The 26,051-nt window shown below is 43.7% G+C and carries 20 protein-coding genes; 14 read left to right on the top strand and 6 right to left on the bottom strand.

From position 1 onward, the window contains the following. Positions 1–178 precede the first annotated feature (178 nt). Complete coding sequence (locus tag QA601_09240; GenBank protein ID MDG5815261.1) at positions 179–406, top strand: hypothetical protein; 228 nt, start codon at positions 179–181, stop codon at positions 404–406. A gap of 246 nt (positions 407–652) precedes the next feature. Here the strand turns inward: QA601_09240 and QA601_09235 are convergent, their stop codons facing one another. After that, the gene (locus QA601_09235) at positions 653–2,266 is read right to left on the bottom strand and encodes a hypothetical protein (protein MDG5815260.1); all 1,614 of its coding nucleotides are present in this window, start codon (positions 2,264–2,266) and stop codon (positions 653–655) included. A 3-nt stretch (positions 2,267–2,269) separates the two neighbouring features. Then, positions 2,270–3,283, bottom strand: a complete 1,014-nt coding sequence (locus QA601_09230; protein ID MDG5815259.1) for a hypothetical protein — start codon at positions 3,281–3,283, stop codon at positions 2,270–2,272. Positions 3,284–3,519: 236 nt separating this feature from the next. On the opposite strand from QA601_09230, the gene QA601_09225 reads away from it, so the two are divergent. The 7 genes from QA601_09225 to QA601_09195 are packed head-to-tail and all read left to right on the top strand — an operon-like array spanning position 3,520 to position 9,593. Then, positions 3,520–4,314, top strand: coding sequence for a methyltransferase domain-containing protein (locus QA601_09225; GenBank protein ID MDG5815258.1), 795 nt, complete (start codon positions 3,520–3,522; stop codon positions 4,312–4,314). Then, the gene (gene bioD / locus QA601_09220; protein ID MDG5815257.1) at positions 4,311–5,003 is read left to right on the top strand and encodes a dethiobiotin synthase; all 693 of its coding nucleotides are present in this window, start codon (positions 4,311–4,313) and stop codon (positions 5,001–5,003) included. Before QA601_09225 ends, bioD begins: the two co-directional genes overlap by 4 nt. After that, a complete protein-coding gene (bioA, locus tag QA601_09215; protein ID MDG5815256.1) occupies positions 4,981–6,327 on the top strand; it encodes an adenosylmethionine--8-amino-7-oxononanoate transaminase in 1,347 nt (448 codons plus the stop codon). Before bioD ends, bioA begins: the two co-directional genes overlap by 23 nt. Then, complete coding sequence (locus QA601_09210) at positions 6,308–7,450, top strand: 8-amino-7-oxononanoate synthase (protein ID MDG5815255.1); 1,143 nt, start codon at positions 6,308–6,310, stop codon at positions 7,448–7,450. The genes bioA and QA601_09210 overlap by 20 nt, the downstream gene beginning before the upstream one ends. After that, on the top strand, positions 7,443–8,123 hold the full coding sequence (locus QA601_09205; GenBank protein MDG5815254.1) for an alpha/beta hydrolase: 681 nt from the start codon (positions 7,443–7,445) through the stop codon (positions 8,121–8,123). The genes QA601_09210 and QA601_09205 overlap by 8 nt, the downstream gene beginning before the upstream one ends. Before the next feature lie 2 nt (positions 8,124–8,125). Then, positions 8,126–9,097, top strand: coding sequence for a biotin synthase BioB (gene bioB / locus QA601_09200; GenBank protein MDG5815253.1), 972 nt, complete (start codon positions 8,126–8,128; stop codon positions 9,095–9,097). 49 nt (positions 9,098–9,146) lie between these two features. Beyond that, the gene (locus QA601_09195; GenBank protein ID MDG5815252.1) at positions 9,147–9,593 is read left to right on the top strand and encodes an HIT family protein; all 447 of its coding nucleotides are present in this window, start codon (positions 9,147–9,149) and stop codon (positions 9,591–9,593) included. A 39-nt stretch (positions 9,594–9,632) separates the two neighbouring features. Here QA601_09195 and QA601_09190 read toward each other — a convergent pair whose 3' ends face one another. Beyond that, a complete protein-coding gene (locus QA601_09190) occupies positions 9,633–11,018 on the bottom strand; it encodes a UDP-glucose 6-dehydrogenase (protein ID MDG5815251.1) in 1,386 nt (461 codons plus the stop codon). Between the two features lie 109 nt (positions 11,019–11,127). Continuing rightward, a complete protein-coding gene (locus QA601_09185) occupies positions 11,128–12,180 on the bottom strand; it encodes a serine hydrolase (protein MDG5815250.1) in 1,053 nt (350 codons plus the stop codon). A gap of 546 nt (positions 12,181–12,726) precedes the next feature. Here QA601_09185 and carA point away from each other — a divergent pair. The 5 genes from carA to carB (QA601_09160) all read left to right on the top strand — a co-directional run bounded on the left by carA (position 12,727) and on the right by carB (QA601_09160) (position 23,492). Further along, positions 12,727–13,857 carry a glutamine-hydrolyzing carbamoyl-phosphate synthase small subunit gene (gene carA, locus QA601_09180; GenBank protein ID MDG5815249.1) on the top strand — a complete coding sequence of 377 codons (1,131 nt, stop codon included), beginning with the start codon at positions 12,727–12,729 and terminating at the stop codon, positions 13,855–13,857. A 68-nt stretch (positions 13,858–13,925) separates the two neighbouring features. Then, positions 13,926–17,198: a carbamoyl-phosphate synthase large subunit gene (gene carB / locus QA601_09175; protein MDG5815248.1), complete on the top strand. Its 3,273-nt coding sequence runs from the start codon at positions 13,926–13,928 to the stop codon at positions 17,196–17,198. A 45-nt stretch (positions 17,199–17,243) separates the two neighbouring features. Further along, on the top strand, positions 17,244–18,761 hold the full coding sequence (locus QA601_09170) for a DUF1846 domain-containing protein (GenBank protein MDG5815247.1): 1,518 nt from the start codon (positions 17,244–17,246) through the stop codon (positions 18,759–18,761). 20 nt (positions 18,762–18,781) lie between these two features. Next, positions 18,782–20,260, top strand: coding sequence for an amidophosphoribosyltransferase (locus tag QA601_09165; protein ID MDG5815246.1), 1,479 nt, complete (start codon positions 18,782–18,784; stop codon positions 20,258–20,260). Beyond that, entirely contained in the window at positions 20,247–23,492 is a 3,246-nt protein-coding gene (gene carB / locus QA601_09160) for a carbamoyl-phosphate synthase large subunit (protein ID MDG5815245.1), read from the top strand. The genes QA601_09165 and carB (QA601_09160) overlap by 14 nt, the downstream gene beginning before the upstream one ends. Before the next feature lie 117 nt (positions 23,493–23,609). Here carB (QA601_09160) and QA601_09155 read toward each other — a convergent pair whose 3' ends face one another. After that, positions 23,610–24,341 (bottom strand): metallophosphoesterase family protein, encoded by a 732-nt coding sequence (locus QA601_09155; GenBank protein ID MDG5815244.1) that lies wholly within the window; start codon positions 24,339–24,341, stop codon positions 23,610–23,612. Between the two features lie 5 nt (positions 24,342–24,346). After that, positions 24,347–25,078, bottom strand: a complete 732-nt coding sequence (locus QA601_09150) for an FHA domain-containing protein (GenBank protein MDG5815243.1) — start codon at positions 25,076–25,078, stop codon at positions 24,347–24,349. Positions 25,079–25,265: 187 nt separating this feature from the next. On the opposite strand from QA601_09150, the gene QA601_09145 reads away from it, so the two are divergent. Then, the gene (locus tag QA601_09145) at positions 25,266–26,051 is read left to right on the top strand and encodes a hypothetical protein (protein MDG5815242.1); all 786 of its coding nucleotides are present in this window, start codon (positions 25,266–25,268) and stop codon (positions 26,049–26,051) included.

Here is a 26,051-nt window from a genome sequence, read left to right as displayed (position 1 = left end):
TGATGAGATGTAACAGATCCAAGTTTTTCTAATCTGTGATTATCTTAAAGGTGTATCCTTTCAAAGTGCCTGGCAGTATTTTTTTTATGTGAGTCACACTCCTTGACTCTCTGCATCGAAAGATACCGAACACTTAAATCAAGAATTCAATGAAATTGCACAGATTGGAGGAGTGACAATGCCTACAATAGCTGAGAAATGGTTTCTGGATGGTAAGGCTGAAGGGAAGCTTGAGGGTAAGGCCGAAGGGGTAGCCGAAGGTCAAATCAAAGGCAAAGTTGAAGAAAAAATTCAAACAGCAGAAAAAATGATTGCAATGGGAATGAGTGATGAGCAGATTGAAAAGATAACAGCGTTGGACAATGAGAAGATTAAGGAACTAAGGGTAAATAAAAAGAGCAGTTGATAAGAACCTCCGGGATACTTTAAATGCATTAACATTCCCGATGAAGAGATCAGGGGCGAGATACTGCTTAGGGTGAACTTTCTGATACTGAAGTCTTCCAGGTCTCCTGAGCTGTAGGATAAACTTAATGGCTTATTTTTTTTACTGTTAAAATTCAGGGACATAAAAACAAAGACTGAGTACTTTGAGATTCTTTTCCGCTATCTCTCTGGGGTAGTCGATGATGAAAGAAGCCCCCTCCAGCAATCAAAAATAAAACCCACCATAAAGGTGCAACGTAGAACGCCCCCTGTCCTCCATCACATCAAGCTCATACAGCGCATCAACCCTAAAAGGTCCAAACTGATCAAACTGCCAGTAAATTCCTGGCCTGAGGTGATGAACTGTTCCGGGACCAAGAAACTGCTTGGTTTCACTGTCGGGCGTTCCTCTTCTGGGATATTCATCCTGAAACACATGCTCCACAGATCCACCGCGCGCGGATGGATTACGCTCTTCACTGTTAATCCTTATCCCTACCCGGTTTCGGTGTGATATAGCCATATCTGCCCAGGCAAGCACCGCCCTTGAATTGGGCCCAAGCTGATTTCCCAGCGGCTGTCCAAAGTTTGTAAACCGGTGACTGCCCCCGTAAAAATGGGTGTACACCCAGGGCTCTACCCGTGAGTATTCAAACCCCGCGGAAACATCGCGCTCATACAGCTCACCCTCCCAGTTTAGCCCCCAGGTAAGCGCCCACTTATTCCCCCAGTCATCGGAGAAAATTTCCCAGGGTGAGAGGATATCATCGATATGAAACTCTCCGTAGAGTCGAAGGTTTGCCGGAAGAGTGATGTTTAAATCAAGGGAGATCGCCGCATTATCCCTGTCACCAATATAATGTTCAATAAAAACCTTTGGCACAAAAGGGATAAGATAGACGATTTCAAGCGTTCGTTCCTCTCCGTAATATTCATGGCGCAGTGAGTTGTGTGGATCTTCGGGAGGCTGGCGATCGGTTGTGCTGCCACCAATTATCACCTCATTTATCCCAAACTGAACATTTCTCCATCTGCCCGAGAGCCGGTGAGCGTAGATATACTTTCTCTTATCTCTCTGGCTCTGAAGCAATCCCGCTAAATGTTGATACTGAAGAATCTCCAGATCCAGATCTGCCCTGAAAGCAGTAACCGGCGGTGTCTGCCCCGAAAGCGTTACAGGATAATGAAGCGCAGGCCCCCACTTAAGGTAATCGATCGAAAGCCCCAGATCGATTCTTCCCTGCGAGTAACTAATCCCTCCTCGTGGAAGATCCGATGAGCGCAAGTTACTCTCTTCGGTATTTCTTCCGTAGAGATTGTAGGGAACGCCATCATAGGGCTGATAGCTGCTGGGGTTAAAGAGTGTATCTGAGCGGTACTCAGTCCAAACATCAATTTCCGCGAAAAAGGAAAGCGCCCCAATATTTCCGGTGAAGTAGGGATTTATGATACCTCTGCCCCCTGCAGCATCACTGTTAAGCGAGCCATCCATATCACCGATCAGGTTAAGCCCGGCATTGAGATTAAGCTCCCCGTCATCATGGGTATAGGCATAGATCCCTCTTTCAGCACCAATGCTTTTTCGCAATCTTTGAAGATCAAAACGCTCTCTTGAGGTCAGTGATACATTGTGCTCCAGGGAATCCAGCGTCTCTAACACCCGCTGTACGCTAAGAGGCTGAGTTCCAATGTCCCCGGGATCAAACCCATAACGGGTTTGCATCCTGTAGAGAAAACGCTCAATGGATGGATTCATACGGATGTGGGGATTATAGGACTGGGCAAAACCAGTGCAGCAAACAACAACCATAAAGGAGAACAGCAATACTTCTTTTTTCATAACCTAATTAACCCTGAAGATTCGGGATGTATCTCTTATGTGTTTCAGATGACTTTCGATGTGAGAGACGTCTTTAAATTCCGGTGGGATCGTACGACCCAGGATCTTGTCGGCATCCCTGACCAATTCAGCTTCCCTGCCATTATGTTGATGGCAGTTAATTAAAATATAGTAGCCGGTGACCAGATCAGACCAGTTAACGGGGGTTTTGGAATCAGAGGCATCGATAAGCTGCAAGGCTAACTTTTCGGCTCTGCTGTATCTACCGGTCCACAGGGCAATCAGTGCCCGAATCTTAAGGAATATCGTGTTTTCGGGAGCCAGATCGAGTACACTCTGAGCCAGAGAATCGGCTTCCGCAAACTCCTCTTCATCGATAAGTATCCAGCACAGGGAGTTTTTTGCGGCTAAATCAAAGGGAGAAGGAGCATTCAGTGCATCACGTACTGCCTTAATACCGCGTTTTGCCCGGTTTTCGGTGAAAGGAACCCATCTTAAACTGTTACTGAGGTAGTAATCAAACACCCCGATCCCAAGTTTTGCCTCAGCTAAGGTTGGATCTTTATCAGTAAGATCCCTCAGGGTATTCACCGAGGATATTGCATTTCTGACGGCATCGAACCATCGTCCGGCCTTTGCCTGAATAATCCCAATTCCGCCGGTGATGTTGGCGATATAAAAGGCGCACCTGACCGAGTCACTTCCGGTGAGATTACCAAGCGTATTTTCCAATGAAGTCCGTACACTGTCTGCATACTGCACAAATCGTGCGCTCTCAAGGTTGTAGGAATCGTAGTCCAGAATGCGTGTCTGCTCAACAGCTACAGAGAAATAGAGTGCATCAAAATCGCTGGGGTCATCCTCTAAAAGCCTCATGAGCTCCCCACTGGAGCGCTGATATTCCTGATTAATAAGCAGCTCAAATGCAACGTTGAACCGTTGGAAGTCTTCAGAAGCCAGGGGGTTAAAAACTACGATAAAGAGCAGAACAGAGCACCTGATGAAGTTTTTCACCATTTTAGCCAACCATATTGATTATCTTTTTACAAAAATTTAGTTCTTAGTCTATAAATATAGCAGATATGTCCCCCTGAATGAATACTTTTTTAAGACCTGTTCACTCAATTACCCCGATTTTTTCAAAAATGGTGCTCAGAGACTGATTAAGGGATATAAGAATTGTTGTTTTTTTCAGGGATGAAGTATTTTAGCTTTTTTAAAACAGTGGCGTTCAGGTGATTTGAAAGTAGTTAATGAGTATTTTGCAGATAGATAAAAAGCGAATTGCACAAAGTTTCAGTCTTAAGGCTGCAACATACAGCTCCTGCGCTACGGTCCAGACGCACTTAGTGCAACGAATCTGCACCAATCTAAACGCGGTGATGCAAAAGGATCAATTATGGGCTGATATTGGAAGCGGCCCGGGAACACTGTTACAGTGCATGGAATCTATACCCAAACACTGTAGTCTGCTTTGCCTTGATCTTGCAAACGAGCCACTAAAACTGCTAAAAGAGGAGTTTCCTGCCTCCCGGATTCGTGCTCTGCGGGCAGACGGAGAACACCTTCCCCTTAAGCAAGGTAGGTTTGATGGTGCGGTGATGGCTTCGATGCTTCAGTGGGCTCACTCCCCCGCTACGCTGCTTACAGAAAGTGCCCGCATCCTTAAACAAAACGGTACACTTTTATTCTCCTTTTTCTTAGATGGTTCGTTTAAAGAAATTTACACCATACGTCAAAACCATGATCTTCCCCTTTCGGCCTCATACCCTTCAGTGGACAGCGTGTGCAGATTGCTTGGTGAGTCAGGGTTTGACAGCTCTTCGGTGATAATTGATGAGTACACTACCACAATGTACTATTCAAGCGCCTTTGATGCTCTTAAAAGTATAAGTTCAATTGGTGCAGCAGCAACAGGAGGCCCTCTGCTTAAACGAAAGCAACTTATCGCTCTGTGCAAAGAGTATGAAGCCGCTTTCGGAACAGAAAAAGGGATACCTGTCACCTACAACGCGGCAACAGGCAAGATTATAAAGGCAAACAGATGAAGAAAAAAATACTCTTTATTACCGGTACCGATACCGATATAGGCAAAACATACGTGGCACGTGTTCTGGCCGACACCTTCGCTTCACTTGGGCAGAAGGTTTCCTACATGAAACCGGTACAAACGGGATGTTACCAAAACGGTTCAGGTGATTTGCGCGCCCCTGATGCAGACTTTGTTTTTAAGGGTGATGCGGAGATGGTTCTACCCTATGAAGTGCATGTTCCCTATCGCTTCGAACCCGCCTGCTCTCCCCATCTTGCAGCACAGATGAAAGGTGTGTCTATATGTGCCGATCATCTGAAAAAGTGTCTGGATGCCATATCGCGCAAAGCAGATATTACTATAATTGAAGGTGCGGGCGGAGTTATGGTTCCTTTAACCGAGAACTATTTTATGCTCGAACTGATAAAGCGTTTTACCAGCCCCGCTCTTCTTGTTACATCAGGGAAGCTTGGAACGCTTAATCATACCAGGCTTTCTGTGGATTCGCTAAAGAGTGCAGGAGTGGCAGTAAGTGGAGCGGTTGTAAACAACCCCGAAAAGAAGTGTAAAGATTTTATATACAGCGACAATTTAAAGATGATCGAACAGTTTCTTATTCCCAGTCCGGTTCTTGAGCTGCCTTTTGGGGCTCAGGTAAGTGAATCAGTTAAGGAGTTCTGCAATGAGATCGATGGAAGGATATGATAACTTATGGATGCCCTTTACTTCCTATCAGGACTTTATTGATTACCCGCCTCTTGTCATAAAAAACGGTGAAGGGATCTACCTCTATGATAAGGATGGAAATAAATATATCGATGGAATCGGTTCATGGTGGGTCAGTATATTTGGTCACAATAACAAGTACATAAAGGATGCCATAAAGAAACAGCTTGATGATCTGGAACATGTCCACATGGCAGGGTGCATCTCTACCACAACTCTTGAGCTTAGCCGTAAGTTAGGGGCAATTTTGCCCACGGGTTTGGACAGGATATTTTACTCTGACAACGGCTCAACCTCTGTTGAAGTGGCGATGAAAATTGCTCTTCAGTACCACTATATCAGATCAGAAAACCGTACGAAGTTTGTTTCTCTTGATGGTGGATACCACGGCGATACTCTTGGCGCCGCGTCAGTGGGAGCGATACCTGTTTACCATTCGGTGTTTCAGGAGACGTTTAAAAAACATCTTTATACCGATGCTCCCTATTGCTACCGATGCCCGGTTGGCAAGGATGCGTCTACCTGCAATGCAGAGTGCATGGATTCGCTTGAAACTATCTTGAAAGAGCAGGGGGATGAAATAGCAGCCTGTCTTTTTGAACCAATGGTTCAGGGTGCTGTGGGGATGCGGGTATACCCATCTAAGGTGTTAAAAAGGATCTTTTCACTTTGCCGCCGCTATGATGTCCTCACCATTGCAGATGAAGTCGCTATGGGGCTTGGAAGAACGGGGAAACTGTTTGCCTGCGATCATGCTGAGCACGTTCCTGATATGATGTGTCTTTCAAAAGGCCTTACGGCGGGCTTTTTACCTCTGTCTGCAACAATTGTAAAAGAGAGTATCTACAAAGAATTTTGCAGTGATTATCGTTCAGAAAGAACGTTTCAGCATGGCCATACGTTCACCGGCAACCCTGTAGCATCTGCTGCGTCAGTGGCAACTCTTGATCTGATTGCACAGTATGATATTCCCCGGTCGCTTGAAAAGATCACCGGTTACTTTCATAAAGAGATGATGAAGTTTTCGGATCTTGAGTGTGTAGGTGACATAAGAGTACTCGGTACCGTTGGTGCTCTTGAGATTGTAAAAGATCGTAAAACAAAGGAAAAACATGCTCCGGAAGAACGTTTTACCTTTAAGGTTGCACGTAAGGCGCTTAATCATGGTTTGATAATCCGGCCTCTTGGTAATGTACTCTATTTTATGTTGCCCTACAACATAACAGAAGAACAGATTTTCACCATGCTCTCCGGCACCCGTAAATCCATAAAGGAAGTGCTTGATGATTCCTGCAATTCTTGATAAGACTATCACCGATTCGCGAAAACGCCGTGATGCTTCACTTTTTAGGGTAATACCTCAAAAGCGAAGTGTTGAGGGGATAGATCTTTCTACCAACAGCTATCTGGCACTTCACAACGACAAAAGGTTACAGCGGGAAGCTCATAATCTTACAAAAGGTATCTACTCCGGTAATCTTTCTTCACGTTTGCTTTCACAGAGCTCACCACTCTATGACACTGTCGAAAATGAGATCGCGGAGTGGAAAGGATGTGAATCCGCACTGCTCTTTAATTCAGGATACGCGGCCAATACCGGTTTGATAGCCGCGCTCTGTTCAAGAAATAGTGCCATCTTCTGCGACCGGCTCAACCACGCCTCTATACTTGATGGCTGCATTCTTTCCGGTGCACGTATGCAGCGCTATAAACATAACGACATGAACGATCTAAAAGAGCGACTCAAAGCTTCTACCGGGGCGGAAAAGCTAATTGTTACCGATACGGTTTTCAGTATGGATGGCGACACTGCTCCTCTGGCTGATATATGCCAGCTTGCAAAAGAGTACGGCGCGGCGGTGATGGTGGATGAAGCACACGCAACAGGGATTTTCGGTAAAACCGCAAGCGGACTGGTTGAAGAGAGCGGTACCGAAGATGGGGTTCATATCCGCATGGGTACTCTAAGCAAAGCAGTAGGTGGACTCGGGGGATTCTTTGCGGGTCCGGCTCAGCTCAGAGATTTTTTTGTAAATAATGCCAGAAGCCTTATCTATTCCACTGGCCTGCCGCAATCGGTACTTGCGTATGATCTGTGTGCTATACGGTTTATCAGAAAGAATCCTGCGCTGGGAAAAGAACTACGCTCTGAAGCAAAAAAGTTTCGTTCGATGTTAAAAAGCAATGGTTTTGACACCATGAACTCATCAACACAAATCATCCCCCTGGTCACCAACTCCTCTGAGAAGGCCCTCTCTTTATCGGCATACCTCAGGGATAATGGTGTCTTTGCACCTGCGATTCGTACCCCAACTGTTCCCGTGGGCACCGAGAGAATCCGCATGTCACTTCACTGTGGAATCACCAGTGATGAGATCGGCAAAGTTTTACACCTGATAACAGAATGGAAAAAACACAATGAATAATTATGTTGTACTTGGTGGATGGGGAGTAGGCCCCGATATACTCAAACCCCTTTTTGGCGACGATTCACTTTTTTTAGACATAAACAAGGTAATGCCGGATCTGATTAACAACGAAACACCGGTTGAAAACTGGAGTGAGATCGCGGCCGCAAAGATACGGGAGCTCGCCGGTGAAGGTTCCATACGTCTTGCGGGCTGGTCGACCGGTGCAATGATTGCATGGGGTGCCGGTTTTCATATAAACCCTGCTGAACTGATTCTGCTCTCCCCCACCCCTTGTTTTTGCCGCAAAGATGACTTTAAACCTGGTGTACGGCCCAAACTTCTCGACAGTATGATCTCTTCTGTGCAACGGGACAAAGATAGTACGCTTGGTAATTTTCATAAACGATGCGGGCTGACAACCGGCGCCATAGATTATACCGGGTACAGCACACACCAACTTCTCTGCGGCCTTCAGTTCCTGAAACATATTGACCTGCGCCCACTGACACCCCTCTGTACCACGCCGGTTCTTATGCATGGCAGAGATGATTTAATCATTCCGGCAGAAGCTGCAGCAATGTTTGCAGACAAGATCGGCGGGGATCTTGAGTTGTTTGACGGACCACACGCTTTCTTTAACTCAAAAGAGCGGCACATTTCACAAATCATTGCCAATAAAGGTTCTTAAGTATGGATTATCTTAAAACAGCAGATGAGCTTTTTCATAAATCGGTTGCCGGCAAACTTGGCGACTCAGATTATCTAACCATTGCCAACTGGCCTGTAGACAGGGTCATGCCTCTTTTTGCAGCTGCAGATCTTGTTAGAAGCGAGTATTGCAGTACAGAAGTCGATCCCTGCACACTGATGAATATAAAATCGGGCAACTGCTCTGAAGATTGTGCATTCTGTACACAATCGGCACACAACAGCAGCTCGGTTAGTGTTAAAGACCTCACTGACCCCGAAGAGATAAAAAGAGGGTGTGAGGATTCATTTGCAAAAGGTTTTCCCTTCTGTGTTGTATCCAGCGGAAAAAAGCTAAATCCAAAAGAGCTTCAAACAATTTGCCACGCTCTTTCTTCATGCAAAGGAGAGAAACATGCATCTCTTGGCCTTCTCACCAAGGAGGAGTTTGCCATGTTGCGTGATGCAGGGGTGGTATGTTACAACCACAACCTCGAAACCAGTCGTTCATTTTTCCCTCAGATAGTAACCACTCACACTTATCAGGAAAGGGTGGATACGGTTAAAAGAGCCAAAGAGAACGGACTTTCGGTTTGCTGTGGCGGAATCTTTGGTATGGGAGAATCATGGGAGCAGAGAGTAGAGTTTTGCCGGGAACTTAAAGGGCTTGATGTGGATACTGTTCCGATAAATTTCCTAAACGCAGTACCTGGGACACGTTTGCGCTCTCCTGAGGAATCTCCCCTTGAGCTTCTTAAGATTGTATCCCTGTTTCGCCTTGCTATGCCCCAAAAAACGATAAAAGTATGTGGTGGCAGAGAGGTTAATCTTGGTCCGTTGCAGAGCATGATCTTCTTTGCAGGAGCAAACGGCTATGTATCGGGAGGATATCTTACCACTCCTGGAGCCGGGCTGGATGCTGACGATAAGATGATCGCTGCTCTTGGACTGGAGAAAAGATTGCAGGGAAAATAGAAATAGCTTCAAAGAGTGCTATTTGTAGACAATTATAAGAGAGGTCGCTATGACCGCAAGCCCCCAAAGGTGCAAATTCTGTTCTATAATCTCACAGAAAACCCACAGCTATACTGTAATGCAAAACGACTACTCACTGGCATTTCTCGACAACCGGCCGCTCTTTTGGGGTCATGTGCTTTTAATCCCCCGGCAACACATAACGGGTATCGAAGAACTTATCCATCCCTGGGCACCCGATTTTTTGATGCGTATTAAAACGCTATCCGTTGCAGTAGAGAAAGCGATGGGTGCTGAGGGTACATTTATCGCCATCAACAACAAGGTGAGCCAAAGTGTTCCTCACCTACATGTACATATTGTCCCCAGAAAGAAGGGGGATGGTCTTAAAGGGTTTTTCTGGCCTCGACATCCCTACAGAGATGAAGCACAGATCAAAGAGGTGGCAGAGCGGATACATACAACTTTAGAGGAGTTAAACGGGAACTTCGGGTAGGGCTTCCCGGCACTCAAAAAGCGCCGGGAAGGATTGTTTTTAATAATGTTTCAGTGCTGGCTGGCCGATTGGAAATACATTAAAGCCAATTTCATGCAGTTTGCCGTGATCGAGGATATTGCGACCATCGAAAATGAATGCAGGCTGTTCCATTACAGAAAAGATCTGTTGGTAATCCAGATTCCGGTACTCATCCCATTCAGTCATCACCGCTATGGCATGAGCTCCTTTAGCTGCTTCATAAGGATCATCGATAAATTCGACATTATCGATATGATCAGCAAGATCTACACGTGCGTTTTCAAGTGCCTGAGGGTCTGTTATCACCACCTGTGCACACTCATCAATGAGTTGTTTTGCAATATCAATTGAAGGCGATTCGCGTGTATCTCCGGTATCAGCCTTAAACGCAAACCCAAAAAGGGCAATCCTTTTCCCTGCAACGGTATTAAACATGACTCTGGTCATGTTCCGCACAAACCGACGCTTTTGGTAATCATTCATCGCTACGACACTTTCCCAGTAATCGGCGACCTCTTTGAGCCCATAGCTTTGAGCGATATAAACCAGGTTAAGAATATCTTTTTTGAAGCACGAGCCTCCAAAACCTACACTGGGGTTTAAAAACTTGGCACCGATACGTGAATCCATACCGATTGCGTTGGACACCTCAGTAACATCCGCTTCAGTTTTTTCACACAGCGCAGAGATACTGTTTATTGATGAAATTCTCTGAGCCAAAAAGGCGTTTGCCACCAGTTTAGAAAGCTCTGAGCTCCACACATTGCTGGTAAGAATTTTCTCTCTTGGTATCCAGTTGGCATAGATTTCAACAACCTCTTCACGAGCTTTAAGCCCCTGTTCAGTAGTTTGGGATCCAATAAGAACCCTGTCAGGGTTTTCCAGATCAGCGATTGCGGTTCCTTCAGCCAAAAACTCCGGATTTGACAGGACTTCAAAGTGTACACCTTTGGTATTTGCATTTAAAATTCTGCTCATGGCCTGAGCGGTTCTAACCGGCAAGGTACTCTTTTCTATAATGATTTTATCGCTGGTAGCGACCTTTACGATGTTACGAGCTGTTTTTTCCCAGTACTGAAGGTCAGCAGCCTTACCAGCCCCTTCACCGAATGTTTTGGTAGGAGTGTTAACCGAGACAAATATGATGTCACCCTCTTCGATGGCACCGTCAATATCGGTGGAAAAGAAGAGGTTCTGCCCCCTGGCCTCTTTTACGGTTTCATACAGTCCAGGTTCATAGATAGGAAGTTTTTCTGAATTCCAGGCATTTATTCTCGCCGCGCTAATATCAACCACTATAACCTTATACTGGGGACACTTTGCAGCAATAACGGCCATAGTTGGTCCACCGACATATCCGGCACCAATGCACACTATGGTCTTGGAAAAGTTTAAATCCTTCACAACAGTTCTCCTTTCAAACCTTCTCAGGGTAAAGGTATTATATATTTTTTTTATTTAAACAGTTTTGTATTGATAACACTATTAATGAATGCACTAGCAGATGCATCTACTATGCCATTTTGAATACATAATCAGCGATTTGGCTTCTGATACTGTGTATCTTACTACGGTCAGCTTTTCGCTTTGGCCAGGTATAATTTGACAGCAACACCAAAGCACACTGTTTTGTGGTGTCACAGATCACAACTGTTCCGGTAAATCCGGTCTTTCCAATGGTATTTCTGCTCCTGAGCGAACCCATGTACTCTTGATCAAGCTCCCAGCCAAGGCCAGTTGCTATGCCATCAATATGAGGCAACTGATCAATATGCATTTTGCCAACCATCTCATGGGAAAAGAAATGCTTAGTTCCATAATTTCCGCCATTTAAAAGCATCTTACAGAATTTTAGAAGATCCGGAGCAGTAGAGAAAAGGCCTGCAGAGCCGGCAGTGAAAAGAGAACGAAGTATCCATGCGCTCTCATCATGTATCTCACCCTGAATCACCCTGCCCCTCCAGGGATCTATTTCAGTGGGAACGATCCGTTCTTTTTTTAGCTTCTCGGGGAAAAAGGTAGTGTTTTTCATCTCAAGAGGCTCAAAAAACTGTTCAGCTGCCAGCTCATGCAACCCCTTACCCCACACACGCTCCACCACAATCCCCAAAAGAATACTGGTGGAATTTGTGTAACAGAAACTCTTACCCGGTGGTGTTTTCAGATGCTGAGAGAATATCGCATCTAAAATCTGCTGCGCAGTGGAGTTCTTTAGGGCAGAAAGCCTCAGATCCGAGTTAAGTGTCTGAGTGAGCAGGTGGGCAATGGTTATCTGATCTCTATAGTTACCCCTGTACTCCGGAATGAATTTAATCATCTGCTCATCTAAACTGATGAGTCCCTGATCAACCATCTTCAGGGCAAGAGAGCTTGTAGGAATTGCTTTGGTGATGGAAGCGCAGTCAAATACAGAATCAGCAGTCATTTCAGGTGAATCTGATTGGTAGGTATAGTTACCCGCACAAATCAAATGCTGCTTACCCGACACCTCAACTGCAAGCACACAACCCGGAAACACTTTCTCTTCTACAGCCTTGTTTAAACAAGACCTAATCTGCTCCAACAATCCAGCTTACCTCCCGATATAAGAGAGTTTCTAAACAGAATTCTCTTGTATGCAGTTTTATGAATCTAACTTTTTTAAAAAAAAATATAGGGTGGATAGATGCTCAATTGAGCCATTTTTGGTTAAACCAAACAGTTAAAATATAACAAACCACCTTCAGAGCAAAGCATGTCGAATCAATGGATAGTTTGCGGCACTTGCAACCAAAAGAGAACGATCAGGTGAAAGAAGGGGCAGGACAAAAATCCATATTCACCCCTCTTGGGGATCACTGATTTAATAATCTCTATTTTCTCCATTGACCATGCTTGTTTCAAAACATTATTTTGTTCTGGGCATCGGGGTTTTTAGCAAGGTGGTAAGAGTTTATCACCAGATTTCGAGCAGATATTACATGGTTTTCATACAACATAAAAGATACCCTCCTCAAAAGTACTGGGGAGGGTATCTTTTTTTTTTGGTATAAACATTTTCTAAGCCTTTCTCCCGTAATAAGGGAGATTTGAAAGAGATCAGTTTCTGCTTACATTTTAAAGCGAGGTATTCTTGAAAGGCTATATAGCACTGGAAGACGGAACCGTTTTTGAGGGTGAATCTTTTGGAGCAGCCGGAGAAGCAGTTGGTGAAGTTGTCTTTAATACCAGCCTCAGCGGCTATCAGGAAGTACTCACCGACCCCTCCTACTCCTCTCAAATTGTCACCATGACAAATCCCCTTATCGGCAATTACGGAATAAACGAAGATGATATCGAGTCATCAAAGATTCAGGTCAGCGGCTTTGTAGTAAAAGAAGCGTGCAGCTATCCCTCTAATTTTACCTCACAAAAGTCGCTTTCAGAGTATCTGCGTGAGAATAATGTAATAGGAATAGAAGATATCGATACCCGTGCCCTCACACGACACATTCGTGAGAAGGGAGCTCTTAAAGCTGTTATATGCTCCTGTGATAGTGAGATCAGTAAGGAAAAACTGGTTGAAAAAGCAAAAGCCTGGAAGGGACTTAAAGGTACAGATTTGGTGAAAGAGGTCACCTGCTCCAAAGCCTACTCCTGGGATAGCACTGAGGTGGGAGAGAAGAAATACTCAGTGGTTGCTCTCGATTTTGGAGTTAAATATAACATCCTTCGTATACTTTCAAAGCTGGGCTGCCAGGTCAAAGTGGTGCCTGCCCATACAAGCGCAGAGGAGATTCTTTCCTACAATCCGGATGGAATTTTTCTATCCAACGGTCCCGGAGATCCATCTGCGGTAACCTATGCAATCGATACTATCAAAGAGTTGATTGGAAAACGTCCTCTGTTTGGTATTTGTCTTGGCCATCAATTGCTCTCCCTTGCTCTTGGGGGCACAACCTATAAGCTCAAATTCGGACACCGGGGCTCTAACCACCCTGTTAAAAATAACGGTAACGGTGTTGTGGAGATAACGTCTCAAAATCATGGGTTCTGTGTTGATACCCAAAGCCTCAGCAGTAGCGGAGCCACATTGTCCCACACAAATCTAAATGATCAAACCTGTGAAGGATTAACGTGGCCCCAAAAAAAGCTCTTTAGCGTCCAGTACCATCCGGAAGCATCACCCGGACCACACGATTCAGGATATCTCTTTGAAGATTTTATCACTATGATGGAAGAACAGAAACATGCAGAAACCAAACAAAAACAGGTGCAACATTAAAGTGAACATCATATACCCAAAATACAACCATACACATGTCCAGTTCACCTGGACAAGCAAGGGGTAGTATGCCTAAGAGAGAAGATATACAAAAGATTCTTATTATAGGCAGCGGGCCGATAATAATCGGGCAAGCCTGTGAGTTTGATTACTCCGGAACCCAGGCCTGTAAGGCGCTCAAAGAGGAGGGGTTTGAGGTTATTTTGGTAAACTCTAATCCAGCCACGATCATGACCGATCCACAAATAGCCGATAAAACCTATATTGAGCCAATAACTCCCGAAATAGTGGAAAAAATTATCGCCGCAGAGCGTCCTGATGCGATTTTGCCTACTTTAGGAGGACAAACCGGTCTCAATACTGCGATGGAACTGTCTGAAAATGGTGTTCTGAGACGATATAATGTCGAACTTATCGGGGCTAATGAAAAGGCGATTAAAAAGGCTGAGGACAGAAGTGAGTTTAAAGCTGCCATTGCATCCCTGGGGCTTGATCTGCCAAAAAGCGCTTTTGCCTATAATCTTGATGAAGCATGGGAGATTGCTAATGAAATCGGTTTTCCCCTAATCATCAGGCCAAGTTTTACTATGGGCGGAACTGGTGGAGGAATAGTTCACGATGAGAGCGACTTTGAACGTGCCGCACAGTATGGCCTTCACAGCAGCCGCGTTAATGAGATACTGATTGAAGAGTCGATTATTGGCTGGAAAGAGTACGAAGTCGAGATTATGCGTGACAAAGCAGATAATGTAGTTATAATCTGCTCAATTGAGAACCTTGACCCCATGGGCATCCACACAGGCGACAGTATTACCGTTGCACCCGCTCAGACCTTAACGGATCGTCAATACCAGCAGATGCGTGATGCAGCGATTGCTATTATCCGGGAAATCGGAGTTGAAACTGGTGGTTCCAATGTGCAGTTTGCTGTAAACCCTCAAAGCGGGCGCATGGTGGTCATTGAGATGAACCCGCGTGTAAGCCGCAGCTCGGCCCTGGCAAGTAAAGCAACGGGGTTTCCTATTGCGAAATTTGCCACTAAACTGGCCATTGGCTATACTCTTGATGAAATTCCCAATGATATAACACGGGAAACACCGGCATCATTTGAACCTGCGATTGATTACTGCGTGATTAAGATACCACGTTTTACTTTTGAAAAGTTTCCTGAGGCCGACCCTACTCTTGGTATACAGATGAAATCAGTTGGTGAAACCATGGCTATAGGACGCACATTTAAAGAAGCGCTGCAAAAGGGATTGCGTGGACTTGAAATGGGCAAAAAGGGGTTTGAAGCTGCAAAAGAGGGTGAAACTGAGCAACTGCTTGAGCGGCTCACATTACCCAGAGCCGACCGGCTGTTTTTAATCCGTAAGGCTCTCGATTCACAAATTTCAGTCGAAAAAATTGCCGATGCCACCGGGATCGATCCCTGGTTTATCCACAATATGAAAGATATTGTTGATTTTGAAGCCAAAATCACCCCTGAACTTCTTAATGCAACAACCAACAAAAAACATGAAATCATCAGAAAAGCCAAAAAGCTTGGGTTTTCCGATGCACAGTTAGCGGATCTGCTTAAGGTTGAAGAGTTGCAGGTACGAGCGCTGAGAAAAGAGCTTGGTATTATCCCCACCTATAAACTTGTAGATACCTGTGCAGCTGAATTTAAAGCGTATACCCCCTATTACTACTCTACGTACGAATGGGAAGATGAGAGTGTAGCCACCGATAACAAAAAAATTGTGATTCTGGGTGGTGGTCCCAATCGTATCGGTCAGGGTATCGAGTTTGACTACTGTTGTTGTCAGGCATCATTTGCCTTAAAAGAGCTTGGAATAGAGTCGATAATGGTCAATTCCAACCCCGAAACAGTCAGTACCGATTATGATACAAGTGATAAACTCTATTTTGAGCCCCTGACATTTGAAGATGTGATGAACATCATCGATAAAGAGAAACCTTCAGGGGTGATCATTCAGTTTGGCGGCCAAACTCCGCTTAATCTTGCTTTAAAACTGATGCAGGCAGGTGCTCCGATTATCGGAACAAGTGTTGAGTCGATACAACGTGCAGAGGACAGAGATGAATTCGCAGCTTTACTTAGAAAAATAGATGTATCCCAGCCACCAAACGGCATAGCACAATCCACTAAAGAAGCACTCAGCATTGCAGAATCTATAGGATATCCGGTGCTGCTACGTCCCTCTTATGTGCTTGGCGGAAGAGCTATGAAGATTGTATATGATCACCAAGAGTTAAAATCCTTTATCGTTGAGGCACAGACTGTTGGAGAAAACAGACCGGTTTTAATAGATAAATTCATCGGTGATGCCATTGAGGTGGATGTGGATGCAATCAGTGATAGCAAGAGTACAATGATCTGCGGAATTATGGAGCATATTGAAGAAGCCGGTATCCATTCCGGGGACAGCGCCTGTGTTCTGCCCCCCCACACTCTTTCTCCCAGAATCATTTCTGAAATTCGTCGTATCACCGTTGAGATTGCAACAGAGCTTAAAGTTATTGGCCTGCTCAATATTCAGTTTGCAGTAAAAGAGGATTTGGTGTATGTGCTTGAAGTAAACCCCCGCGCATCACGAACCGTACCCTTTGTATCAAAGGCAGTTGGTGTGCCCTGGGCCAAAATAGCGGCAAAGGTGATGGGTGGCCAGAAGCTATCCCAAATCGAAGAAGCACAGGAAAAGCAGATCGACTATTATGCAGTAAAAGAATCGGTACTGCCTTTTAATAAGTTCAGAGGTGCTGATATTATTTTAGGTCCCGAAATGAAATCAACCGGTGAAGTTATGGGGCTTGATAAGGATTTTGGCCTCGCGTTTGCCAAAAGCCAGGAAGCTGCTGGCAATAAGCTTCCAAGACGTGGATCGGTATTTATCAGTGTAAAAAACAGTATGCGACGAAACATCATATTTATGGTGAAAAGTGTTGCAGCCATGGGGTTTAAAATCTATGCTTCTGAAGGAACGTGGCGTGTATTAAGTTCCAATGGGATAAATGCCAAGATGATTCCAAAAATCGGTGAAGGGAAACCAGATATTGTGGATCTTATAAAGGGCGGGGATGTCGATTTTATAATTAATGTTCCCGCTGGAAGAAAATCCCAAATAGATTCCAAACCTATCCGCAGTGCTGCTATTAGCCAGGGCATTCCCTACATAACGACTCTGGAGGGTGCACAGGCTGCGATAAGTGGGATTGATTCACTTGAGCGCACCGGATTTTCCGTTAAATCTCTGCAGCGCTATGATGAATCGGGTAGCGGTTCACGAGTTGATAGTAAAAGGTTTGTTGAGAGCAGACGGTTAATGTGGAGTTGATTGGCAGCAGTTATCACTTTTTTCAGAGAAGGAATCATTTTCTCAATGCCACACCCTGTTGGATTTGACAACGAAAAGTATCTTGAACAACAACTAAACGCAATTAAAGAACGTGTAAGCTTGTTTCAAAACAAGCTTTATCTTGAATTTGGCGGTAAACTTCTCTACGATTACCATGCTGCCAGAGTTCTTCCTGGTTTTGACCCCAATGTTAAAATGCGTCTGTTGCAGAAGCTAAAAGACAATGCTGAGGTTATACTATGTATTTATGCTGGAGACATCGAACGGAAAAAGATCAGAGCCGATTTTGGCATCACGTACGATTCTGACGCACTCAAGCTTATCGATGATCTTAGTGAATGGGATATAAACGTAGCAGCGATAGTTATCACCCGATACGAGAAACAAGCTGCTGCAAAGGCATTTAAAAGCAAACTTGAGAGACGTGGTGTAAAAGTCTTCACCCATGGATTCACAAAAGGTTACCCTGGAGATGTTGAAACCATCGTGAGCCAGGAAGGGTATGGGTCAAATGCCTATATAGAAACGACAAAACCGATTGTTGTGGTAACAGGCCCGGGACCTGGAAGCGGGAAACTTGCTACATGCCTCTCTCAGTTGTATCATGACCATAAGCGTGGTATAGAAAGCGGTTACGCAAAGTTTGAAACATTTCCAGTATGGAATCTCTCGCTGAAGCATGAAGTAAATGTTGCCTACGAAAGCGCGACCGCCGACCTTAAAGATGTAAACCTGATCGATCATTTCCACCTTGAAGCATACGGAAATGTTGCGGTTAATTATAACAGAGACACTGAAGCATTTCCGCTCCTGAAACGAATCATTGAGCGCATTACAGGTAAACCATCCATCTATCGCTCTCCAACTGATATGGGTGTAAACAGGGTAGCTTTTGGAATAACCGATGATTCGGTAGTAAGAGAAGCTGCAAAACAGGAGATTATCAGAAGGTATTTTAGAAGTGCTTGTGAATACGCGATTGGTCTTGTAGAAATAGAAACACAGCAGAGAATAGAACTAATACTTAGCGACTTGGGCGCAGAGATAGAACAGCGCTCTGTTGTGCTTCCGGCACGAGAAGCTGCTGTCGAGGCAAAGCATAAGGGAAAAGGGAATGAGGGGATCTATTGTGGCGCGGCAATAGAGCTTATGGACGGCACAATAATAACAGGGTCGAACTCCCCGCTGATGCATGCGGCTTCAAGCCTGGTATTAAACGCCACAAAACACATTGCTGGCATTCCCGAAGAGATGCATCTTTTGCCACCTAATATAACAGAATCACTTGCAAGATTAAAAAAATATATACTTGAAGGTAAAAAGGTCAGTCTTGATCTTGACGAAACATTGATAGCCCTTGGTATAAGTGCTATCTCTAACCCGGCGGCTGAAATGGCACTCACAAAACTCAAAGAGTTAAGAAACTGTGAAGTGCACATGACCCATATTCCTACCCCGGGTGATGAGGCAGGTTTGAGAAAAATAGGTGTAAACCTTACCAGTGACCCTAACTTTTCCACTAAATTGCTGTTTATAAGCTAAACAATCAGGGAGATTTTTTAATGAGCGGTTTTTTCGGAGTTATTTCAGAAACAGAGGAAGAATGTATAACGCACCTTTTCTACGGAACTGATTATCACAGCCACCTCGGCACCCGCAGGGCCGGGCTTGTTGTTTGCGATGGGGAACAACATTCAAGAGTGATCCATGATATATCCAACGCTCAGTTCAGAAGTAAATTTGACAGCGACCTCTCCAAGCTTAGTGGAAAATATGGTATAGGCGTTATTAGTGACTATGAAGATCAGCCCTTGATCATTGGATCACACCTTGGTACGTATGGTATTATTACTGTTGGCCATGTTCACAATCTTTCCCTCCTTGCCCAAAAAGCTTTCGACAGGAGATTCGTTCATTTTTCAGAAATGAGCGGCAATGAATTGAATCCTACTGAGCTTACCGCTATGCTCATTAATCAGCAGGAAAGTTTTGAAGAGGGAATTGTAAACGCCCACAATCTTATTGAAGGCTCCTCATCGATGCTTATTCTCACTCAAAAGGGAATTTATGCAGCAAGAGACAAGCTTGGCCGTACCCCTGTTATGATCGGAAAAGGTGAGAACGGGTACGCAGTAACCATGGAAAGCTGCGCCTTTTCAAATCTTGGCTATGAAGAATATTATGAGCTTGGACCAGGTGAAGTGGTCTTTATCTCTCCTGATGGTGTTGAGCAAAAAGTTAAACCCGGCAATCAGATGCAAATGTGTTCTTTCTTGTGGATCTACTATGGCTATCCAGCATCAGACTATGAAGGGATAAACGTAGAGCACTCAAGATACCGTTGTGGTGCAGCACTTGCCCAAAGAGATAATATCGATGTTGATTTTGCTGCCGGAATACCTGATTCAGGTATTGCACACGCCCTTGGATATGCCCAAAAAGCACGAATCCCCTATAGCAGACCCTTTGTAAAATATACTCCAACATGGGCCCGTAGCTTTATGCCTCAGAATCAGTCTGTGCGTGAATTGGTTGCCAAGATGAAACTGATTCCTATAAAACGACTCACAAGCAACAAATCGATCCTGTTCTGTGATGATTCGATTGTTAGAGGAACTCAACTAAAGGATACATTACAGCGCATCTATAATTACAATGCCAAAGAAATCCATATGCGACTGGCCTGTCCTCCTATTCTTTTTGGATGTAAGTACCTTAATTTCTCACGCTCCAAATCTGAGATGGAGTTTATAACAAGAAAAGTGATCACAGAGATCGAAGGTGGCAAGGTAGACCGTATTGAAGATTATACCGATGAAAAGTCCGATCGCCACCATTTGATGATAGAAACAATTCGAAAAAAGATGAATTTAACAAGCCTTAAATATCAGCGTCTTGACGACATGATTGAGGCTATAAACATCCCTGCAGAAAATCTCTGCACCTACTGTTGGACCGGATGTGAAAATGGAAATAAGACGTGTAATAATAAAACTACTTCAAAGGCTGGAAAGGCGGTATTAAATCATGCCCAAGCGTAAAGACATAAAAAAAGTTCTTATTATTGGTTCAGGACCGATAATTATTGGCCAGGCTTGTGAGTTTGACTATTCTGGCACCCAGGCCTGTAAGGCCCTTAGATCTCTTGGTTATGAAATTGTGCTGGTTAATTCAAATCCGGCGACCATTATGACCGACCCCACAATAGCTGATGCAACCTATATTGAGCCACTTAACATTGAATCTCTCGAACGAATAATCGCTAAAGAACGCCCTGACGCACTTTTGCCTAATCTTGGTGGGCAAAGCGGTCTCAACCTCTCGCTTCAGCTGGAAAATGAGGGGGTACTAAAAAAGTATGGTGTTAAAATTATAGGAGTAGATGTTGAAGCCATTCAAAGAGGTGAGGATCGAATCATCTTTAAGGAGATGATGGAGAATCTTGGGATTGACATGCCAAAAAGCGAAGCAGTTTACAGTGTTGATGAGGCATTGCGTGTTGCAGGTGAGCTTGGCTATCCTGTAGTTGTCAGACCAGCATATACCATGGGGGGAACCGGTGGCGGACTGGTCTACAATGTAGAAGAACTCAAAACAGTTGCCGGGCGCGGACTCGCAGCCAGCATGATTAATCAGGTGCTTATCGAAGAGTCTGTCCTTGGCTGGGAAGAGCTTGAACTGGAGATTGTAAGAGATTCAAAAGGTAAAATGATCACTGTTTGTTTCATTGAAAATGTCGATCCTATGGGAACCCATACCGGTGATTCATTTTGCACTGCACCAATGCTTACTGTTAGCGACCAACTCCAGAAACGACTGCAAAAGCACGCCTATGACATTGTTGAATCGGTGAAGGTCATAGGGGGAACGAATGTACAGTTTGCCCATGATCCTGTAACAGATCGTATTACGGTGATTGAGATAAATCCGCGCACTTCACGCTCCTCTGCTCTTGCTTCCAAGGCAACCGGGTTTCCAATTGCACTAATCTCAGCCAAACTGGCTGTGGGTTTAACCCTGGATGAAATCCCATATTGGAAAGGTGTAACTCTTGACCAGTACGAACCTTCCGGTGATTATATCGTGGTAAAATTCGCTCGCTGGGCTTTTGAAAAATTCAAAGGTTCTCATGATAAACTTGGCACTCAGATGAAAGCTGTTGGCGAAGTTATGAGTATTGGAAAAACCTACAAAGAAGCTTTCCAGAAAGCTATCCGATCACTGGAAAATAGCAGATACGGGCTTGGTTTTGCCAAAAATTTCAATACCCTGCCTGTTGAAGAGTTATTAAATATGCTAAAAGAGCCTTCAAGCGAAAGACACTTCATAATGTATGAAGCGCTCAGAAATGGTGCCAGTATCGATCAAATACACGCTATCACCAAGGTGAAACAGTGGTTTATTCAGGAGATGAAAGAGCTGGTCGACTTTGAAGAGAGTTTTCTCTCAGGCAAAACCCTGGAGAGCATAACCAAAGAACAGCTTACTCAAGCCAAAGAGTGGGGTTTTAGTGACCGATATCTTGCTAAACTGACAAATAGCTCAGAAAATGCAGTACGTGAGAAGTGTACATCTCTTGCTATTGCCAGGGGATGGGATTGTGTGAATGTAAGTGGAGTCGAAACTCCTGCTTCCTACTACTACTCATCAACAAACACTTCACAACAACTTGAGATATCTAAAAAACCTAAAGTCATGATTCTAGGTGGCGGTCCCAATCGTATCGGGCAGGGCATAGAGTTTGATTACTGCTGTGTTCATGCTGCTTTTGCGTTAAGAGACTTAGGCTATGAAACAGTGATGGTAAACTGTAATCCGGAAACGGTTTCAACAGATTACGACACCTCTGATCGACTCTACTTTGAGCCCCTGACATTAGAAAATGTTCTTAACATATATAATGCAGAAAAGCCTGATGGAGTCGTTGTACAATTTGGTGGTCAGACCCCCTTAAACCTGGCAAACGAATTGGCAGAAGCAGGGGTTAAGATTCTTGGCACTCCTCCGGATATAATAGATTTGGCAGAAGACCGCGATCGCTTCGACCAGATGATGAAAAGATTAAACATCCCAATGCCTCCTTCGGGTATGGCTGTTTCTCAGGAAGAGGCACTCTCGGTTGCTGAATCTATAGGGTATCCTGTTATGGTGAGACCCTCTTATGTGCTTGGGGGTCGTGGAATGGAAATTGTACATGATGACGATATGTTAAAAAAGTACATGGATTTAGCTGTAGATGTTACCCCGGAACGCCCCATACTTATCGATAAGTTCTTGGAAAATGCGATCGAAGCCGAAGCTGATGCTCTTTGTGATGGTGAAGATGTTTTTGTTCCATCTGTTATGGAGCATATTGAACAAGCTGGCATACACTCGGGGGATTCAGCATGTGTTATACCACCTGTAAGTATCAAACCGGAACTAATTGATAAGATTTGCGAGTACACTAAAAGTATCGCCAAAGAGTTAAAAGTCATAGGACTGATGAATATGCAGTATGCAATTGCTGGAGATACAGTATATGTAATTGAAGCTAACCCCAGGGCTTCCCGTACTGTACCACTGGTTTCCAAAGTGTGTAACCTCAATATGGCAAAAATTGCTACTGAGCTTATGATGGGTAAGAAGATCAAAGATCTGGAGCTTAAAAAGGAACCCATTGAACATTATGGAGTAAAAGAAGCGGTATTCCCTTTCCATATGTTTCCGGAAGTAGACCCGGTACTTGGCCCCGAAATGCGTTCTACCGGTGAAGTCCTTGGTATAGACAAGCAATTCGGCCTTGCCTTCTTTAAAGCCCAGGAGGGCGCAAATCAGGCCCTTCCTATTGAGGGAAAAGTACTTATAAGTGTTTCCGGTTCCGAGTCAACCGATATAGATGTATTAGGCAAAAAGTTTCTGGAAATGGGTTTTGGTATTGTTGCTACCCGGGGCACTCATCTGCACCTAAGCTCAAAGGGTATTGAAAGTCAGCAGGTAAATAAGCTTCATGAAGGAAGACCTAATATCCTGGACATGATTACCAATGGTGAAATTCAGTTGATTATCAATACCCCGGTAGGTAAAACCAGTCAATACGATGATTCCTATATCCGTAAAGCCGCAGTCAAACACAAAATTCCCTATATCACCACACTGGCAGCAGCTCATGCGGCAGTGAACGGAATATCAGAGCGTAAAAACAAAGTGGTAAATGCTCGTTCTCTTCAGGAGTACCAGAATCGTGAACAGGCAGATAACGCACAAAAAGATGACATTCTCGAAACTGTTTAAAGGAAACGACTGATCTTTTCTGAGTATCTCCAGTCCTCTTTAAGAGGCTGGAGTGCTTTTTTTTAAAAGAGGGAAATTAACCAGTAGTCATAACGTAGGTCAAATCAGATCAGGCAACTATCTTCCTTCAACAAGGCGATTGGCCAAAAACTCCGGCATTTTAATTTTTCTCATTTTAGCCTGAGTTTTTTCTATATCATAAGTAACTCGCCTGAAAGAAAATTCCATTGTGTCGGTATCAAAGATCCCATAACTTGAATTGGGGTTTCTGTCTCTTGGCTGTCCGACACTTCCCACATTGATTAGTACTCTTTCCGCACCACTAACCTGGTAATTTGATCCCTGATGAACATACACTTCATCATCCTTATTTAACACAATAATAACAGGTATATGCGTATGCCCAATAAAACAGGCAGAGGTATCGAAATATTGGTAATTGAAAGCAGCCTCTTCAAGTGAGGTGATGTAATACCACATATTTGGTTCATAGGGTGTTGAATGTACCAACGTTATTGGGTCAAGAATTTTTTTGGAAGGTAGAGTGGTAAGATACTCTTTGTTTTTGGGTTTTAATTCTTTAGTGGTCCACTCTATTGCAATTTTTGCATGGATATTGAAATGCTGAGTTGAAAGTAAATCAACGGCAGCAGCATCATGATTACCAAGAATAGAAACAGGGCATCGCTGCTTTATTAATTCAATACACTCATTTGGATTAGCACCATAGCCAACGATATCACCAAGGCATAGTACATCATCAATAGTTTCATTTTTATCTATATCTTCAAAAACAGCTTCCAAAGCTTCAAGATTAGCATGTATGTCAGAAATGATGGCATATTTCATCAGAGTTATCCATTTTCCATGTATCGAAAAGTGTTATTTCCTATTTCTATACGGTCCTTATGTTTTAAAAGATGGGACTTTTTAGTTTTTCCGTTTACTTTTAGTTTTCCCATCCGCTTATTTACTGAGATATAGCTTCCATCAACAAGCAGCTCTATTTGAGCAAAGTTTTTATTTACCATAAAACCATCGGCAAAAATGTCATCGTGGTCATCAGAACCAACGGTTATAAAATCCCGGTCTAATTTATAAACCAAACGTTTAGAGATTTCAATTAAAACAGCACTATCCTGCTCATTATCGGCATCCTGCACTGGCCTGAAATTTATTTCTGTTGTTGAACCAGGCCTGGCAGTATCACCGGATCTGCTTTTTTTAATATCATTAAAAGATTCCGGGTTTGTAGCAATGTTCTCTTCCTGCCGGGCAGAAACCGGCTCAGATTGTTCGAAACACTCATACAGAATCGTATAATTTCCTATCTCGATTTTATCCCCATGCTTGAGTGTTACCTTCTTTATTTTATTTCCATTCACTGAGGTACCATTTAAAGAATCCAGATCTCTTGCCGTATAGCTGCCATCAACATCTTGTTCAATTTTCACATGGCGTCTGGATACCCCCATATTTGAAATAGGGATGGTATTATCAGGCAATCGCCCGATGGTTATAACGGGCTCTTGAAGTTCATATATATTAAGCGGTTGATCTTGTACAAATACTGTATATCTGGCCATATTTTTCCGCCTTTTACAATAGTAAATTGTTTAAAAATATACAACAGACATCAACCGATCGCAACACCATATATGCACAAGCATGTGTACCATAGTTATATTATATAATGTTGTACCTTTGTATTTCTATTCTAAATACCCGGATTTGCCGATAACGACAACCAGAATATATCTTATTTTATAAGTTATGAAAAACCTTAATATAATTGCTTTCATTGAATCAGAAAAGCTGCTGAAAGTTTATTTTTTGCTGCTTTTGATGGTTATTTCTGTTCTCTCATCGGCTAAAGCCACCCCTGAGCCGGAAATTCGTCACCAGTTGCGTTACAAGCTTGATTCACTCCAGGTGCAAATACAAAACAGAAAACGCCAGGGGAAATCTATTGAACAACTTGAAAGCAGAGTTAGCTTAATAAAAGATACCTTAGTATCCATACGCGCCAATGCACCTCAGAGTTTCAATCAACAACCTCCAGATCATTTTGCCTTTTTGCCCAAACCAGTAACGCTCTTTGATTGGATACTCGTTGCGCTCGCTTTGCTTGCCTCACTATGTGTATTTATACTATTGTTCACAGTTTTAACTTCAAAACGAAGAAAAAGAAAAAACAGAAGCAAAATCTATATAGCCAAGTTTAAACCAGCCCACGCATCAAAAGATTGCACTATAAATAATTCATCATCCCTTTGTGCGGAGAAAAAGAAAACACCACTGCAGCACCCATCTAAACAAGATAGTCCTGAGGAATCGATTCAACCCACCTCAACAGTTAAAGATGAAATTAGTCGTCTTTCTCAATCAAGGCCTGCCCAAACACGCCATAACTCCTCAACCACAATCCCTTTTAATGATTTGGTGCTCAGGGCCGCAAATGAGGGTCTCAATACTCAGGAAATATCCCGCAGATACCAAATAAGTGCCGACCAAATTTCATTAATCCTTAAAGTAGCCCAAAGTAAGAACTCAATTTAA

It is taken from the genome of Chitinispirillales bacterium ANBcel5, assembly GCA_029688955.1.
GTDB lineage: Bacteria > Fibrobacterota > Chitinivibrionia > Chitinivibrionales > Chitinispirillaceae > Cellulosispirillum > Cellulosispirillum alkaliphilum.
Note: the sequence above shows the minus strand (reverse complement) of the source record. Positions and strands in the feature narration are given on the sequence as shown.